Below are 16,007 nucleotides of genomic sequence, written 5' to 3' on the forward strand. Positions count from 1 at the left end.
TTATCAACGATCACGTGGCTTCAAGAAATACCTGGGGTCGGCGCGATCCTTTCTGTTCCCTACAATCTAATAGGCCGGAGAAATAGAATATGGTGTCATTACAAATAGATGATATTCCCGCCGCAATCAAGCAAGTCAAACGACAACTGCGCCAAGCATTGCCGAATTATCTGGAAGTTTTTCAGGATGTTGAAGAGAATATTCGCCAACAGGTTATCGTTATTCGCCAAAGTTTGGCGGCAGGAAAGAATCCAATTCCACAGTTATGTGCCGATGACATTATTAATGGCCGAGTGACTGAACAACAGAAAGCGCTGATTAGACAACGGGGTACTTGCACCATTCATGGCGTCTTTCCTCAGGCAAAAGCCGAGGGATGGAATCAGGAGATAGGTGATTATTTAGCAAGAAATAACTTTGTTGAAAGGCTGAAGAATGCCGCGGAAGACAATTATTTTGGGACTTTGGTCGCCAGCAAGCCACAGATTTACGGGATTTACTGGTCAAAACCGCAACTGGAAGCCCGGCAAGATCAGCGGATGCAAGCGGTACAAGTGTTTCTGAATAATCTGTGGCTGAGCGAAAACGCTGGCCAGCAGTACTTTGACGCCAATCGCGTGGTGACCTATGCCGATCGAACCCGCCGCCGCCCACCGCAATCCTCTTCATTAGGCTTATCACCTCACGTGGATGGCGGTTCTATTGAACGCTGGCTGGACGAGAATTTCCGCCATGTTTATCGTCATGTGTTCTCCGGCGACTGGCAAAAATACGATGCGTTCGCTGCCGAAGGCCGTCCGGAAGTGCGGGAATTCCCCTCACCCGCAGTCTGTTCCGTATTCCGTACCTTTCAGGGTTGGACTGCGCTAACACCGCAGCGATCCCATGCCGGAACGCTGAATGTTATCCCTATCGCCAATGCTATGGCCTATATTCTGCTGCGAGCGTTGCAGGATGACGTAGCTGATGACGACTTATGCGGCGCGGTGCCGGGGCGTGCTTTATCGGTTTCAGAACAATGGCATCCTCTTTTAATTGAAGCCATTTCCCCTATTCCCGATCTGGAAGCCGGTGACACGGTATTCTGGCACTGCGATGTGATTCATTCCGTAGAAAATGAACATCATGGCGAATTCGACAGTAACGTGATGTATATCGCCGCAGCGCCTTGGTGCGAAAAGAACGCCGCGTATTTGCCACAACAACGGGCCCGTTTCATCGACGGAAAATCACCACCGGACTTTGCCGCAGATGATTTTGAAGTTGATTTCATCGGCAGATCTACAGTGGCAGATTTGACGCCTTTAGGTAAACAACAGCTTGGTTTTGAACAATAGTTATTTCGTTCATCTTTCCCTGCCGGAATAGCTGTTTTTCCGGTAGCCTAATACCCAAGAACCGACAGCAACAGCACGGTTAAAGTAGCGATAAAAACCACTTTTCCTTATAGTGAGTCGATATTCATCGGAAAAATGGGTCTGTTGTGCACCAAATATTTGAAATGTTGCTGGCGGTATTCGATCGCGCCGCCCTAATGTTGATCTGCCTGTTTTTCCTGACCCGTACCCGTTTGTTCCGTCAGCTACTGCAAAAAGAGAAACATACGCCGCTGGAGTTAGCTGCGGTGACGGCTATTTTCTCACTGTTTGCTATTTTCGGTACCTACTCCGGAATTAATGTGGAAGGCTCGTTAGTTAACGTTCGGGTTATTGCCGTCATGTCAGGCGGTATTCTATTTGGCCCCTGGGTGGGAATCATCACCGGTATTATCGCCGGTAGCCATCGCTATTTAATTGATATTGATGGCATCACATCGGTGCCCTGCCTGATTACCAGTATTATTGCCGGATTAATGTCAGGCTATATTAATCTGAAGATAAAAAAAGAGCGCCAATGGAGTATGGGTATTCTTGGTGGCATGATTTGCGAATCCCTGACCATGTTATTAGTGGTGCTCTGGGCTAAACCAACTGCTCTCGGCATTGATATTGTCTCGAAGATCGCCATTCCAATGATTCTGGGTGCCGTTTGTATCGGCTTGATTGTGTTACTGGTGCAAAGCGTCGAAGATGAAAAAGAAGTGATCGCCGCTCGTCAGGCTAAACTGGCATTAGATATTGCCAATAAAACTCTGCCCTATTTTCGTAATATCAACGCTGAATCCCTGCGCACCGTATGTGAGATTATCCGCACCGATATTAAAGCTGATGCGGTCGCCATAACCAATACTCATAATATTTTGGCGTATGTGGGTGTCGGTGCCGGAACCTATGATATTGACCACGAAATTATCAGCGACATTACTAAAGAAAGTATTCAATGCGGTAAAATAACCATTCGTAATAATGATGAAGTCCATCGCACGCCGCAAATTCACTCGCTGATTATTATCCCCTTATGGGAGAAAGGCGAAGTTACCGGCTCACTGAAAATTTATTACTGCCATGCCCATAAAATCACCTATTCCCTGAAAGTCATGGCGATTGGGTTATCGCAGATAATCTCTACGCAAATGGAAGTTTCCCGAATTGAACAATTAAAGGAAATGGCCAATAAAGCCGAAATGCGCGCACTGCAAAGTAAAATCAATCCTCACTTTCTGTTTAATGCGCTGAATGCCATCTCATCATCGATCCGAATTAATCCGGACACCGCACGCCAGTTGATTATTAATCTGTCTCGCTATCTTCGTTATAACCTCGAATTGAATGACGAGCAGATCGATATTCGAAAAGAATTGCATCAAATTCAGGATTACATTGCTATTGAACAGGCTCGCTTCGGCAGTAAGCTGACGGTAATTTATGATATTGACGATGATATCTCGTTGAAAATCCCCAGTTTGCTTATTCAACCCTTGGTAGAGAATGCGATTGTTCACGGGATTCAGCCTTGTAAAGGCAAAGGCGTGGTAGTTATTGCGGTAAAAGATCATGGCGATCAAATCAAGATATCGGTGAAAGATACCGGAAACGGTATCAATCAGGAAACGATCGAACGCGTCGCCCGCAATGAAATGCCAGGCAACAAAATTGGCTTACTCAATGTGCATCATCGTGTCCAATTGCTATACGGCGCTGGCCTGCAAATTCGTCGTTTGGAGCCAGGTACCGAGATTTCATTCTTTATCAGCAAAAATGGTAGCAAAGTTCATGCATAATTTAACTTCCCCCGTTCAACCGGAGCGTTATCCATGAAAGCCATTATTGTTGAAGATGAATTTCTGGCGCAGGAGGAATTGAGTTATCTCATTCGTCAGCACAGTGGCATAACTATCGAGGCAACCTTTGACGATGGGCTGGATGTATTGAAATATCTGCAAAATCATCAGGTCGATGCCATTTTCCTCGATATCAACATCCCCTCACTGGATGGGGTACTGCTGGCGCAAAATATCAGTAAATTCACCCATAAACCGCATATTATCTTTATTACTGCCTATAAAGAGCATGCTGTTGAAGCCTTTGAAATCGAAGCTTTTGATTACATTTTGAAGCCTTATCACGAGTCACGTATTGTCACTATGCTGCAAAAACTGGAAGCACTGCACAAACGTAACCGTCAGGAAAGTGAGCAGCCTACCAGCCAGGTAGCACGCAGCGCCTACAGCATCAATCTGATGAAGGATGAGCGAATTATTGTTACTGATATCAATGATATCTATTATGCTGCGGCTCAGGAGAAAGTCACGCTGGTCTATACTCGTCGGGAAGAATTCATTATGCCGATGAATATTAGCGAGTTTTTTAGTCGACTGCCGGAAGAGCATTTTTTCCGCTGCCACCGTTCTTACTGCGTCAATCTGTCAAAAATTCGTGAAATTGTCCCTTGGTTCAATAACACCTATATCTTGCGTCTTAGCGATTTGGACTTTGAAGTCCCCGTTAGCCGCAGCAAGGTAAAAGAATTTCGGCAGTTGATGCGCCTGTAGATGCATTTCATTCCACACTGGGTGCAGCTCATTCCCTATTTGATCTTTCATGATAACCCCGCCCGTATACTGATTTCATTGGGCGGGCTGATAGCGACCTAACCTCTCAATCCTTCGTCAATCATCAGCTCGTAATTTTATGGCAGACCGAATTTTTCGGGCCAGATGCATTGATGTTAAGGAGTCCGGCATGAACAACAAACCGGTAAATCGTTGGTTAATCGTTGTAGGTACGATCATTGTTCAGATGGGCTTGGGGACGATTTATACCTGGAGTCTTTTCAATCAGCCGCTAGGTGAAAAATTCAGTTGGTCGCTGGGAGCCGTTGCCACCACTTTTTCTATTACCAGTTTTTCTCTCGCCATTGCCACTTTGTTCGCTGGCCGCTTACAGGAACGTTTTGGCATCCGCAATCTGACGCTGATTTCTGGCCTGATTCTCGGTTTAGGCCTGATTGCCAGCTCCTTCGCGACCTCCCTCGGCATGATTTATTTACTGGCCGGCGTCGTGGTTGGTTTTGCCGACGGTACCGCCTACATCAGCACGCTGTCTAACCTGATTAAATGGTTCCCTGAGCGTAAGGGTCTGATTGCCGGTATTTCTGTTGGCGCTTTCGGTACTGGCAGCCTGCTGTTCAAATACGTTAATGCCAGCCTGATTGTCAACGAGGGGGTTTCTCTGGCCTTTTTCTACTGGGGAATCATCGTAATGGTTCTGGTCAGTAGCGGTTCATTGTTGTTGAAAGAGAAAATCAGCACGCCACAGGCCGCCAATATGCCGCAAGACAGCCTGAATGGCCGTGATTTCAGCGTCAAAGAAATGCTTGCGGTCAAAGAGTCTTACTTCCTGTTTATTATCTTCTTCACTGCCTGTATGAGTGGGCTGTATCTGATTGGTATCGTGAAGGATTTAGGGGTTGAATTGGCAGGAATGGATCTGGAAACCGCCGCTAATACTGTTTCCGCCATCGCCATATTTAATACCGCAGGTCGTATTATTCTAGGTGCGCTGTCCGATAAAGTCGGTCGTTTACGGGTGATTACCTTTACTTTGCTCGTCACCACGCTGGCAGTCTGTGTGCTGAGTTTTGTTCCACTGACTCATTCCCTGTTCTTCCTGTGCGTCGGTGCCATTGCTTTCTGCTTTGGTGGCAACATTACGGTATTCCCGGCCATTGTCGGTGACTTCTTCGGCCTGAAAAATCACAGCAAAAACTACGGCGTTATCTATCAGGGCTTTGGTTTGGGTGCCTTAGCGGGTTCATTTATTGCCGCAAGCTTGGGTGGATTCCACGCCACCTTTATCGTCATTGCGGTGATGTCCGTGGTTTCATTGTTGTTAACCCTGATTATCAAACCACCGAAAGATACGGCTAAACGGGTAGAAACCACAGAAGAAAATACACCCAGCGGGATTGCTGCGGGTAGCCACGCTTAACCCCAAGGGTAAGACTGTGACATAAAAAACCACGTCGTTAATCTGACGTGGTTTTTTATTGCTCATGCTTAAATGAGAAAATTACAGTTCCATGCCTAAGGTCTGACGTAGGTAAGCTCCCGCTCCCAGTAATCCCGGCTGCTGATGGGTAATCATATACACTGGAATTTCGGTGAGAAAATCCTTGAAACGTCCTTTATCTTCAAAAGCCGTGCGGAAACCAGATGCTCTGAAAAACGCCATAAAGCGCGGAACAATGCCACCCGCAATATAAACACCGCCAAACGTGCTGAGATTAAGCGCCAGATTACCGCCAAAACGACCCATAATGACGCAAAACAGCGATAATGCGCGCCGGCAATCGGTGCAACTATCAGCCAATGCACGTTCAGTCACGTCTTTAGGTGCCAGATTTTCTGGTACCCGATGATCCGCAATCACAATCCCACGGTATAAATTCACCAACCCCGAACCAGATAGCACTCGCTCGACAGAGACATGCCCTAGTTCTTGACGCAGCACTGCCAAAATACGATCTTCCTCTTCGTTGTTAGGCGCAAAATCCACATGACCACCCTCTCCCGGTAAACTCAGCCAACGGCGATCGAAATGGACCAGATGGGCAACGCCCAGCCCCGTGCCCGCACCATATACCGCCACGGGTTTACCTGGCTGCGCCTTTCCGCCACCAAACTGGATAACATCCTGTTCAGAAAGCATCGGAACCGCCATAGAGACAGCGGTAAAATCGTTTATCACTTGCAACGTTTGTAAGCCGAGGTTCTTTTGCATTTCCACAATCGAAAATGCCCAGCTATGGTTAGTCATTGCCACCCAATCACCGGTAATCGGGCAGGCAATAGCAATACAGGCATCTTTAATCGCTACATCATGTTCAGCCAGATAATGGCGGATAACCGCTTCCAGACTGTCAAACTCAAGACCTGAATAAGTTTTCGCCTGAGATATTTCGCCCGTCGCAACAGCGCATAGCGCCAAACGGGCATTAGTCCCGCCAACATCACCCACCAGGGCATAGATCGTCATCAGATACTTCTCCGTTAAATGCAGATTTAACTCGCTGCATCCACTGTAAAATCCCGCTTGGAAAACAACAATCTTCAGAAGATAAACACCTTGTCTTTAGCGATATCGATCACAAAAAACGTTTCAGCCGTGGGAAAAAACGTTTGAGTTGCGTTTTCTCCTATTATTTTCTGGCCTTTAGTCCTGACTATTATTCTGATAAGCCGCCAGTTTTTCTTTTCTTTGATGGCGAGAAGCAATCACTCGCGCTCTCAGCGTGTCGTAAAGCCAGTTATACGCCATGGTATAGGGCAGGAAGAACAGGAAGAAACCGATCTCCAGCATAAAAGCCTGTCGCCATGAAATACCCAGCATCCAGGCTGCGATAGGCACACCGATCAGTACGAAGCCAGCTTCAAAACCAAATGCATGCCAGATACGTACCCTCAACGTCTTCGCCACACAACTTACCGGCCAGATGCGGTCAAATAGACTGTTATAAATAATGTTCCACAGCATAGCGACCGTAGACAACATCACCGCCAATGTCCCGATTTGTAGCACTGAGCGATTCAATAACCAGGCACCCAGCGGCGCACAAATGCCCACAGCGATAACTTCAAACCCCACAGCGTGGATAATACGTTCTATAAATGATTTGTGATGAACCGGCATAACATTGACCTGCTTTTTGATGAATTGATAATGGCCGGGTGATTATCATCGCTTTTTGGGATAGATTAAAAATAGAATCCATCGATTAAATAGATACATCATGAAATATTCTCCCGAGGCATTAATTGCGTTTGTCGAATCTGCCGCGCAGGGTTCTTTCTCTGCCGCCGCCCGCAAGCTGCGTAAAAGTCAGTCCACCATCAGTACCGCCATTGCCCATCTTGAGGCTGATCTCGGTTTGATACTGTTTGATCGTCAGGCTCGCCAACCAGTCTTAACCACTCACGGACGGAGAGTATTGGTGCATGTGCAAGAAATTCTGGCTGCCAGTGAGCGTTTGGATAAACTGTCGATTCGTCTTGCTGATCGTGTTGAACCACGCCTTAGTTTTGTATTGTCGGATATTTATCAACCTACCCATCACCAAGCCCTGCTGCAGCGCTTCGAGCAACGCTATCCAGATATTGAGTTTGAATGTATGATCGCGGAAGCCGATGATGTGATCGATTTACTGCACGCAGGTCGTGCCCACCTCGGCATGGTAGAAACGCAAAATAATTATCCACCAGATATTGGCGTGAGCCGGTTACCGGAGCAATCAGAAATGGCGTTATTTGCCCAACGCGGCCATCCATTGACACAATGCGAAAATATCCATCCAGAACAACTGGCCACCAGCCGACAACTTCGTTTGAACACTTACACACAAACTGAGGAAAATACCTCGCAAGGACCAGTATGGTCGGCACCCAGTTATTTGATGTTACTGGAAATGGCCGAACAGGGATTTGGCTGGGCCATTCTGCCCCGTTGGCTGGTACAACAGTTTAGCCACAACAAATTGGTAGAGTTATCCGCTGTTGGTTGGCCAAAAATGATTTCTCTGGATGCAGTATGGTCGAAAGAAAACCCACCGGGACCAGCCGGTTTCTGGTTATTGGAACAGCTTACCGCAGCACAATGACAGGCAGATAATTCCTAAAATATCATTTCCAAGTTTTATCCTAACGCCACCTACTATCGTGACTATTAATATGTTGAATATTGCGTGACTGAATGTCGGCTTAGGTTTAACTACTGCCGTCAGGTAAATAAAGGAATTCATTGTGTTCAAACCCTTATTGCTGATTACCGTGCTGGCGATACTACCGATGGCACCATCGGCGAAAGCTGTCAGTATTAATCTACTGCCTGGGATCTCTTTACAGATTGGCGAGCAGGATAAAAGTGGCAACTACTGGGATGGCTATGACTGGCGCGATCGTCAATGGTGGCAAGGGCATCAAGGTCAAGATTTAGGTGAGCGTAGCCAACGCGGTCATTACTGGGACGGTCATCGCTGGCAAGATAAAGTCTGGTGGAAGAAAAACTATTATTATCACGATGGGCGCTACTGGAAATACGATAAAAAAGCCTATAAAAAACACAAAAAATCACATCATAAACATCATCATGATCACGACGATTAAAACTGGCTCCGGCGGTGAGCTTCGCCGCCGGGCATCAGATTCTCGCTATATCAAATAATTCACCCTCGATGATGATTAATCATATCAACTAAATCAGACTAACCAATAAATATAGATTCAACCCGATCACTATCAGCACAATGAGTTTCCCTGCGTTCTGAATCAGCCGGGAGTTAACCATTTCACCCATCAATTCTTTGTTACCGGTAAAGGACAATAGCGGCACCAGTGCCAACGCAATACCAAAACTCAGCAATACCTGACTCATGACCAGTATCCGCGTGGCGTCCAGCCCCATCATAATCACCACAAATGACGGTAACATCGTGATACTCCGGCGTATCCAGATGGGAATATAAAAACGTACAAATCCCTGCATGACCACCTGCCCAGCCAATGTTCCCACCACGGTAGAAGACAGACCCGCTGCCAGCAGGCTCAAGCCAAAGATGGTGGCGGCGCTCTGTCCCAGTAGCGGTTGCAAGGTGAGATAAGCCTGTTCAATTTCGGCAATGCTGCCGTATCCATTGAAATGAAAGGCTGCCGCCGCCGTTGCCATCATCGCCAGATTGACAAACCCGGCAATGGTCATGGCGATGGCCACATCCAGTTTGGTCGATGCATAGCGATCAGCTTTTGACTCTTTACCTGCGTTTTGCGTCAGAGAAGAGTGCAGATAAATAACGTGAGGCATGATGGTGGCACCCAACACTCCAGCAGCCAAAAATACCGCGTCGCTGTTCGGCAGGTCGGGAATCAACATCCCTTTAGCCAATGCGGCAACCTGCGGCTGAGAAAAGACCAACTCCACGATATAAGCGGCTGCCACAAACACCAGTAGGCCGCCAATCACCCACTCCAGTGACTTCTGCCCACGATTTTGCAGCATCAATATCAAGAAGGTGGCAATACCAGTCAACACCGCCCCTTCCAGCAAAGTCACCCCAAGTAGCAATTTAAAGCCAATAGCCGCTCCGATGAACTCGGCCAGATCGGTTGCCATAGCAATGATTTCTGCCTGCACCCAATAGGCCCAAACGGCTGGACGGGGAAAACGATCGCGAATATGTTCAGCCAGATTTTTTCCGGTTGCAATACCGAGTTTAGCCGAAAGAAGTTGGATCAGCATCGCCATCACATTGGCCCAGACGACGACCCAAAGCAGCGTATAACCGAATGAGGCACCGGCCTGAATGTTGGTGGCAAAGTTACCGGGATCGATGTAGCCAATAGCCGCAATAAAAGCTGGCCCCATCAGAGAAAGTTTAACCTTTCTTGATGTTCGGCTGGGTAAGACAGAGGCGCGGCTGTTCAGCATATCAATTTTGCCCTTAGATATATTATGTCTATATAATACTATCTAAATGATAATAATTATCAAGCGCATTTATAGCGGTAAAACTTATCTCTTTGATAGCCAATATCAACGATTCCCGTTTTGATAACCGGGTTTTACTTTCTGTAAATTTGTGCTTGTATTCACTAACCAGCTTGCTGTTTATGCAAGATTTCTCAACAAATTAGCACAATTACGCTACTAATCGAGAAAATTATTAACACCGCTAGTTTTGTGACCAAACCCACTAATTTAACTGCAAACATTCAGGTGAGTTTTTATATTTGCAATATACATCTCGTTTTTAATGTAGCCGTTACATAAAATAGCCATCGAAATCTAGCCTGCCTCAAGTTTGGAGCACACATGTCCCATATTCTACAGTTTGCGTTGGCCTTGGTCGTCGTGGCCATTATGGCTCTGCTAATTTGTAAAGATCGCAAAAGCATTCGCATTCGATTCGTGATTCAGTTGTTGGTTATTGAAGTGCTTTTAGCCTACTTCTTCCTTCATTCAGAAATAGGCTTGGGTTTTGTGACAGGATTCGCCGCCTTCTTTGACAAGTTACTCGGGTTCGCTGCAACCGGCACCGATTTTGTCTTCGGGAATATGGGTGATAAAGGTCTGGCCTTCTTCTTCCTTAGAGTACTTTGCCCTATCGTCTTTATTTCTGCATTGATCGGTATTCTGCAACATATCAAAGTGTTGCCGGTGGTAATTCGCCTGATTGGTACCCTACTTTCCAAAGTGAACGGTATGGGTAAATTGGAGTCTTTCAACGCCGTCAGCTCACTAATTCTTGGTCAATCCGAAAACTTCATTGCCTATAAAGACATTTTAGGCAAGATGTCGGAAAAACGGATGTACACCATGGCAGCCACCGCGATGTCGACCGTTTCCATGTCGATCGTCGGTGCCTATATGTCGATGCTGGATGCCAAATTTGTTGTCGCCGCACTGGTTCTCAACATGTTCAGTACCTTTATCGTTCTGTCTCTGATCAACCCATACAAAGTGGGCGAAGAGGAAGAACTGCAATTGGGTACGCTGCATGAAGGACAAAGCTTCTTTGAAATGCTCGGTGAATATATTCTGGCTGGTTTCAAAGTAGCTATTATCGTTGCCGCGATGCTGATTGGTTTTATCGCGCTGATTGCCGCAGTTAACGCCCTGTTCACTTTTGCGTTTGGTATCAGCTTCCAGGGCATTCTCGGCTATGTGTTCTTCCCATTTGCCTGGGTTATGGGTGTGCCAACTCATGAAGCGCTGCAAGTCGGCAGCATCATGGCGACTAAATTGGTTTCCAACGAATTCGTTGCCATGATGGACTTACAGAAAGTGGCTTCCGAATTGTCTCCACGCAGCGTGGGTATCCTGTCTGTGTTCCTGGTGTCTTTCGCCAACTTCTCTTCTATCGGCATCGTAGCAGGTGCAATTAAGGGACTGAATGAGCATCAGGGCAACGTGGTTTCACGCTTCGGTCTGAAACTGCTATACGGTTCAACACTGGTTAGCATTCTGTCGGCTTCTATTGCAGGCCTAGTTCTCTAAATTACCGGTTTTGACTGTTGAAAAAAGGCGCTGCGGCGCCTTTTTTATCTCAACGACTTGTTGATACCGCACTTTTCCTCAGCGGCTTTTGACCAAAACGTATCAACATCAGTTGACGATTTTTAACCACGGCACTCCGAAGATAAGAAAGTCACGCTTTCACAAACAGCAATATCCCTTCTGATTATCATCTATATATCCGCACTTCCTATCACTGTTATGATTATTTGTGCCATAGCGCCTCAAGGTGGCATTTATTACTCTGATATTAATGCGTATCCAAGTTTACTTGCCCATGCCGTATGGGGCGTTACAGGCGTCATAATAAGACGGAAATCGAGTGCTCTAGGAACGGCGAATCAGCAGAAGGAATGGTTAACGAGGATAATCAACGATTGCCTTTCATGGTCGTGCGGGATGACTCGGCCGTTGGCCTCGCCCTTCGGGTCAACGCGTTCGCGTTGCTGTCTCGCTTCGCTCGGCTCGAACCTGAACGCAGGATCTCACCCACACGAATCGTGCAGTATGTGATTTATTTTTTCGCGGGAGGTATTTCGATACTGGATATAATGGTGGGTCGTGCGGGATTCGAACCTGCGACCAATTGATTAAAAGTCAACTGCTCTACCAACTGAGCTAACGACCCATTATATTTGATGACCTAAGAAGTGGTGGGCGATACCAGATTCGAACTGATGACCCCCTCCGTGTAAAGGAGATGCTCTACCAACTGAGCTAATCGCCCCCATCTATCTCATTTTACTTCTGACTACCAACACGTCGAGTKTGGTGGGCGATACCAGATTCGAACTGATGACCCCCTCCGTGTAAAGGAGATGCTCTACCAACTGAGCTAATCGCCCTCATCTATCTCATTTTACTTCTGACTACCAACACGTCGAGTTTGGTGGGCGATACCAGATTCGAACTGATGACCCCCTCCGTGTAAAGGAGATGCTCTACCAACTGAGCTAATCGCCCCGCCGTCTTGTTGGAGTCGCATTATAGGGATAGTTCGAAGTGAGTCAACGGTTTTTAAAACGAAAACAATCGTTCGCCGCAATTTTAAACAGGATGCGATATTTATCACCAGCGCTGACGGTTCTTTAGCCATAACAACTATGAATAACATCAGTCAAATCCGGAACGGCGTTGAGGAATTGGAGCAGAGTGATAGAATGTGGCTTACTTTTTTCAAATTTCGAGCAATCGTCGGCATCTGCCGACAGGCGTAGCGTAATAAGGCAATTGATCTCAATGAAAATCAAAACCCGTTTTGCACCTAGCCCAACCGGCTATCTTCATGTTGGTGGTGCCCGTACCGCCCTTTATTCATGGTTGTTCACCCGCCACCTCGGTGGTGAGTTCGTATTACGTATAGAAGATACCGATCTGGAACGTTCTACGCAGGAAGCCATCGATGCCATCATGGACGGGATGAATTGGTTGAATCTGGATTGGGATGAAGGCCCATACTTCCAAACCAAACGTTTTGACCGCTATAACGCGGTCATTGATCAAATGCTGGAAAATGGTACTGCCTATCGTTGCTACTGCTCCCGTGAACGCCTGGACGAACTGCGCGAAACTCAAATGGCCAACGGTGAGAAGCCGCGTTATGACGGTCACTGCCGTGATAGCCAATGCACCCACAGCGCTGATGAGCCATCCGTAGTGCGTTTCCGTAACCCGCAGGAAGGTTCTGTTATCTTTGATGACAAAATTCGTGGACCAATCGAATTCAGCAACCAAGAGCTGGATGATTTGATCATCCGCCGTACCGATGGCTCGCCAACCTATAACTTCTGCGTCGTCATTGATGACTGGGATATGGAAATCACTCACGTTATTCGGGGCGAAGACCATATCAATAACACACCACGTCAAATCAATATATTGAAAGCACTGGGCGCACCGGTACCGGTTTACGCTCATGTGTCCATGATTCTGGGCGACGACGGCAAGAAACTCTCTAAACGTCATGGCGCAGTAGGCGTAATGCAATACCGTGATGATGGCTATCTGCCAGAAGCGTTACTGAATTATTTGGTGCGATTAGGCTGGTCTCACGGCGATCAGGAAATCTTCTCTATTGAAGAGATGAAAGAACTGTTCACACTGGATGATATCAGTAAATCTGCCAGCGCCTTCAACACTGAGAAATTGCAGTGGCTGAACCATCACTACATCAATACCTTACCAGCAGAACAGGTTGCGGTTCATCTGGCATGGCATATTGAGCAGCAAGGTTTTGACACTCGCAATGGCCCTGAACTGGTCGAGATCGTTAAACTGCTCGGCGAGCGTTGCAAGACGCTGAAAGAAATGGCCGAGTCTTGCCGTTACTTCTATGAAGAATTTGACGAATTTGACGTTGATGCTGCTAAAAAACATCTGCGTCCGGTTGCACGCCAACCGTTGGAAGCCGTTCGTAGCAAACTGGCTGCGATTACCGACTGGACGGCAGAAAACGTTCACAATGCGATTCAGGGTACCGCAGACGAACTGGGCGTTGGCATGGGTAAAGTGGGTATGCCACTGCGCGTTGCTGTCACTGGTGCCGGCCAATCTCCAGGCATGGATGTGACTGTTTACGCTATTGGTCAGTCACGTTGTTTGTCGCGCATTGATAAAGCACTGGCATTTATTACCGAACGTGAAGCCCAACAGTAAATATTCTGTTTAGCTTAATATCCGAGCGGCTCCTGTAGCCGCTTTTTTCATACTACTTTTGGCAAAAACTGTGAACACGCCTCCAATATTTCGCAGTTTCATCGCTGATTTGGCGGCTTTTTCAGCGCTTAGCGTCAGAAATGGAATTAGCCGTTGACACTGTTTCTGCGGTTTCATATTATGCGCCCCGTTCACACGATTTATTATGTGTACATCGGGGCTATAGCTCAGCTGGGAGAGCGCTTGCATGGCATGCAAGAGGTCGACGGTTCGATCCCGTCTAGCTCCACCAAACTTCGCTTGATTGAATGCAGTCAAGGTTGATTGGCGGTACAGATAATTTTCAGTGCGAATTTCCAGTACTACACCACCTTTGTGGGGCTATAGCTCAGCTGGGAGAGCGCTTGCATGGCATGCAAGAGGTCGACGGTTCGATCCCGTCTAGCTCCACCAACTTTTAAAAAACCAGCCGATGGCTGGTTTTTTGCTTTCCTGCCCACGCATAAATAAAGTATGATCCCCCGCTGCTATGCTCTCCACGATTTATTCAACAAATTGGCCAGATTGGAATGAATATCGCTCAGCAACAGCAAGTTATTGAATGGATACAGGCAGATAATCAGCGCATGACGGCTCTGCGTTACGCCCGAAATCTCGGGCTTAATCAGTGGTGTCTGGCCGCTGGTTTTGTACGTAATCGGGTGTGGGATAGTCTTCACAACTATCATCAGGCCACGCCGCTGAACGATATCGATCTGGTCTATTTTGATCGCGAAAATTGCAGCGCTGAACGGGATAAATGGTTAGAGTCTCGCCTGTTAACGCAATCCCCTTTGCCGTGGTCAGTAAAAAATCAGGCGCGAATGCATTTACGCAGTGGTCGCCCGCCCTATGCCAGTACCCAAGACGCTATCAGCTATTGGGTTGAGATCGAAACGGCCATCGGTGTCAGGCTGGAACCGGATGATACGCTGACGCTAATTGCCCCCTTCGGTTTACACGCCCTGTTTGACTCAACCATTACCTTTAATCCAAAGAATGGTGATCTAGCGACGTTTCATCAGCGCGTTGCCGAAAAAGGCTGGTTAATACAGTGGCCTAATTTGTATTTAAGCCATGACGCTAAAGCCTGAGCGTTGAAATATGCAGCGATACAGCTAAAGATCCGCACTATTTTGCCGATAGGTTTGCTACAACCCAAATGTTAGGAGAAAAGGATGTCTAATACCATTACGGCTGCGCCAGTTTCACAGCAAGTCAGAAGCGAAAATAAAGCCAGCACCACCCCGACTGGCAGCGACGCTCAGGCGCAAATCAAGGCCCTTAGCCAGCAAATTAAAAACCTGACCGAAAAACTGAATTCCCTTAAAGATTCTGATCTTCCTATCAATGAAAAACAGAAACAGCAGCAACTAATCCAAAATCAAATCAAGACATTACAAGCAGAAATTGCCCGAATTCAAGCGAAGGAAGCGGAAAAATCGCAACAAAATGCGAGTACCACCAGCCAAATGGCAAAAAATGGTGACGGTATCAACCGCCCTTCGGAACAGAATAAAATTAACGTTTTTATCTAACCCATACAGATTAAATCAGGGTTAGGCCATGCTGATGCCCGCGTCAGAGAAACAACGCCATCATCATGTGTCAACCGCGTTTAAGCGGTTTGACCAGTCCTTCAAGCCCTTCCATCTTGATCGTCATGGTGAGAGCCATCAGCATGCCTAATTTACCGGGTGGGAACTCGCCTTTGCGAGCAAACCACAGTAAATACTCTTCCGGTAGATCAATTAACCTCCGGCCTTGGTATTTACCAAAAGGCATCCGGGTATTAGCGATTTCGATCAGACTTTCTTTTTCCATACCGTTTCCGCTATCAGATCAGATGCACGCCACCGCCGAAGCGGT

At 47.0% G+C, this 16,007-nt stretch carries 15 protein-coding genes, 6 tRNA genes and 1 other RNA gene; 12 read left to right on the forward strand and 10 right to left on the reverse strand.

Going from position 1 to position 16,007, the window contains the following annotated elements; all coding sequences use genetic code 11:
- Positions 1-89: 89 nt before the first annotated feature.
- The 4 genes from DJ39_RS14520 to DJ39_RS14535 all read left to right on the forward strand — a co-directional run bounded on the left by DJ39_RS14520 (position 90) and on the right by DJ39_RS14535 (position 5,369).
- On the forward strand, positions 90-1,337 hold the full coding sequence (locus tag DJ39_RS14520) for a DUF1479 domain-containing protein (protein WP_004717926.1): 1,248 nt from the start codon (positions 90-92) through the stop codon (positions 1,335-1,337).
- A 146-nt stretch (positions 1,338-1,483) separates the two neighbouring features.
- On the forward strand, positions 1,484-3,160 hold the full coding sequence (locus DJ39_RS14525; protein ID WP_004717927.1) for a sensor histidine kinase: 1,677 nt from the start codon (positions 1,484-1,486) through the stop codon (positions 3,158-3,160).
- Positions 3,161-3,193: 33 nt separating this feature from the next.
- Entirely contained in the window at positions 3,194-3,931 is a 738-nt protein-coding gene (locus tag DJ39_RS14530; protein WP_004717928.1) for a LytR/AlgR family response regulator transcription factor, read from the forward strand.
- 190 nt (positions 3,932-4,121) lie between these two features.
- A complete protein-coding gene (locus DJ39_RS14535) occupies positions 4,122-5,369 on the forward strand; it encodes an L-lactate MFS transporter (RefSeq protein ID WP_004717929.1) in 1,248 nt (415 codons plus the stop codon).
- Between the two features lie 81 nt (positions 5,370-5,450).
- On the opposite strand, the gene glk is transcribed toward DJ39_RS14535, so the two are convergent.
- Positions 5,451-6,416: a glucokinase gene (gene glk / locus DJ39_RS14540; protein WP_004717930.1), complete on the reverse strand. Its 966-nt coding sequence runs from the start codon at positions 6,414-6,416 to the stop codon at positions 5,451-5,453.
- A 177-nt stretch (positions 6,417-6,593) separates the two neighbouring features.
- A complete protein-coding gene (locus tag DJ39_RS14545) occupies positions 6,594-7,070 on the reverse strand; it encodes a multidrug/biocide efflux PACE transporter (protein ID WP_004717931.1) in 477 nt (158 codons plus the stop codon).
- A 100-nt stretch (positions 7,071-7,170) separates the two neighbouring features.
- Here DJ39_RS14545 and DJ39_RS14550 point away from each other — a divergent pair, with 100 nt between their 5' ends.
- Together DJ39_RS14550 and DJ39_RS14555 are read left to right on the forward strand one after the other, a co-directional pair.
- Positions 7,171-8,034, forward strand: a complete 864-nt coding sequence (locus DJ39_RS14550) for a LysR family transcriptional regulator (RefSeq protein WP_004717932.1) — start codon at positions 7,171-7,173, stop codon at positions 8,032-8,034.
- A 187-nt stretch (positions 8,035-8,221) separates the two neighbouring features.
- Positions 8,222-8,539, forward strand: coding sequence for a DUF2502 domain-containing protein (locus DJ39_RS14555; RefSeq protein ID WP_038245490.1), 318 nt, complete (start codon positions 8,222-8,224; stop codon positions 8,537-8,539).
- Between the two features lie 88 nt (positions 8,540-8,627).
- On the opposite strand, the gene DJ39_RS14560 is transcribed toward DJ39_RS14555, so the two are convergent.
- Entirely contained in the window at positions 8,628-9,863 is a 1,236-nt protein-coding gene (locus DJ39_RS14560) for an Nramp family divalent metal transporter (RefSeq protein ID WP_256592769.1), read from the reverse strand.
- A gap of 378 nt (positions 9,864-10,241) precedes the next feature.
- On the opposite strand from DJ39_RS14560, the gene DJ39_RS14565 reads away from it, so the two are divergent.
- Entirely contained in the window at positions 10,242-11,426 is a 1,185-nt protein-coding gene (locus tag DJ39_RS14565) for a NupC/NupG family nucleoside CNT transporter (RefSeq protein WP_004717936.1), read from the forward strand.
- Positions 11,427-11,827: 401 nt separating this feature from the next.
- Here the strand turns inward: DJ39_RS14565 and DJ39_RS17585 are convergent.
- The 5 genes from DJ39_RS17585 to DJ39_RS14585 form a co-directional block, all read right to left on the reverse strand.
- Positions 11,828-11,953, reverse strand: a non-coding RNA gene (locus DJ39_RS17585) — RtT sRNA.
- Between the two features lie 43 nt (positions 11,954-11,996).
- Positions 11,997-12,072: transfer RNA gene (locus tag DJ39_RS14570), tRNA-Lys, on the reverse strand.
- A gap of 23 nt (positions 12,073-12,095) precedes the next feature.
- A tRNA-Val gene (locus DJ39_RS14575) sits at positions 12,096-12,171 on the reverse strand.
- A gap of 42 nt (positions 12,172-12,213) precedes the next feature.
- Positions 12,214-12,289 (reverse strand) — tRNA-Val (locus tag DJ39_RS14580).
- A gap of 42 nt (positions 12,290-12,331) precedes the next feature.
- Positions 12,332-12,407, reverse strand: a tRNA-Val gene (locus DJ39_RS14585).
- Between the two features lie 276 nt (positions 12,408-12,683).
- Here DJ39_RS14585 and gltX point away from each other — a divergent pair.
- Complete coding sequence (gene gltX, locus DJ39_RS14590) at positions 12,684-14,099, forward strand: glutamate--tRNA ligase (protein ID WP_004722799.1); 1,416 nt, start codon at positions 12,684-12,686, stop codon at positions 14,097-14,099.
- Between the two features lie 9 nt (positions 14,100-14,108).
- Here the strand turns inward: gltX and DJ39_RS18285 are convergent, their stop codons facing one another.
- A complete protein-coding gene (locus tag DJ39_RS18285) occupies positions 14,109-14,276 on the reverse strand; it encodes a hypothetical protein (protein ID WP_004722798.1) in 168 nt (55 codons plus the stop codon).
- 39 nt (positions 14,277-14,315) lie between these two features.
- Here DJ39_RS18285 and DJ39_RS14600 point away from each other — a divergent pair.
- The 4 genes from DJ39_RS14600 to DJ39_RS14615 all read left to right on the forward strand — a co-directional run bounded on the left by DJ39_RS14600 (position 14,316) and on the right by DJ39_RS14615 (position 15,676).
- Positions 14,316-14,391 (forward strand) — tRNA-Ala (locus DJ39_RS14600).
- An 85-nt stretch (positions 14,392-14,476) separates the two neighbouring features.
- A tRNA-Ala gene (locus tag DJ39_RS14605) sits at positions 14,477-14,552 on the forward strand.
- 122 nt (positions 14,553-14,674) lie between these two features.
- Positions 14,675-15,232, forward strand: coding sequence for a nucleotidyltransferase family protein (locus tag DJ39_RS14610; protein WP_038245237.1), 558 nt, complete (start codon positions 14,675-14,677; stop codon positions 15,230-15,232).
- An 84-nt stretch (positions 15,233-15,316) separates the two neighbouring features.
- On the forward strand, positions 15,317-15,676 hold the full coding sequence (locus DJ39_RS14615) for a FlxA-like family protein (RefSeq protein ID WP_004722794.1): 360 nt from the start codon (positions 15,317-15,319) through the stop codon (positions 15,674-15,676).
- 70 nt (positions 15,677-15,746) lie between these two features.
- Here DJ39_RS14615 and DJ39_RS14620 read toward each other — a convergent pair whose 3' ends face one another.
- Positions 15,747-15,962, reverse strand: coding sequence for a DUF3820 family protein (locus DJ39_RS14620; protein ID WP_004722791.1), 216 nt, complete (start codon positions 15,960-15,962; stop codon positions 15,747-15,749).
- Positions 15,963-16,007 lie beyond the last annotated feature (45 nt).

Origin of the sequence: Yersinia ruckeri ATCC 29473 (assembly GCF_000754815.1) — a bacterium.
Lineage (GTDB): Bacteria > Pseudomonadota > Gammaproteobacteria > Enterobacterales > Enterobacteriaceae > Yersinia > Yersinia ruckeri.

Bases quoted from the DNA above. Each gene is read 5' to 3' on its own strand.
- DJ39_RS14520 (WP_004717926.1), top strand. From the start codon at position 90: ATGGTGTCATTACAAATAGATGATATTCCCGCCGCAATCAAGCAAGTC.
- DJ39_RS14530 (WP_004717928.1), top strand. From the start codon at position 3,194: ATGAAAGCCATTATTGTTGAAGATGAATTTCTGGCGCAGGAGGAATTG.
- DJ39_RS14535 (WP_004717929.1), top strand. From the start codon at position 4,122: ATGAACAACAAACCGGTAAATCGTTGGTTAATCGTTGTAGGTACGATC.
- glk (WP_004717930.1), bottom strand. From the start codon at position 6,416: ATGACGATCTATGCCCTGGTGGGTGATGTTGGCGGGACTAATGCCCGT.
- DJ39_RS14545 (WP_004717931.1), bottom strand. From the start codon at position 7,070: ATGCCGGTTCATCACAAATCATTTATAGAACGTATTATCCACGCTGTG.
- DJ39_RS14550 (WP_004717932.1), top strand. From the start codon at position 7,171: ATGAAATATTCTCCCGAGGCATTAATTGCGTTTGTCGAATCTGCCGCG.
- DJ39_RS14555 (WP_038245490.1), top strand. From the start codon at position 8,222: ATGGCACCATCGGCGAAAGCTGTCAGTATTAATCTACTGCCTGGGATC.
- DJ39_RS14565 (WP_004717936.1), top strand. From the start codon at position 10,242: ATGTCCCATATTCTACAGTTTGCGTTGGCCTTGGTCGTCGTGGCCATT.
- gltX (WP_004722799.1), top strand. From the start codon at position 12,684: ATGAAAATCAAAACCCGTTTTGCACCTAGCCCAACCGGCTATCTTCAT.
- DJ39_RS18285 (WP_004722798.1), bottom strand. From the start codon at position 14,276: ATGAAACCGCAGAAACAGTGTCAACGGCTAATTCCATTTCTGACGCTA.
- DJ39_RS14615 (WP_004722794.1), top strand. From the start codon at position 15,317: ATGTCTAATACCATTACGGCTGCGCCAGTTTCACAGCAAGTCAGAAGC.
- DJ39_RS14620 (WP_004722791.1), bottom strand. From the start codon at position 15,962: ATGGAAAAAGAAAGTCTGATCGAAATCGCTAATACCCGGATGCCTTTT.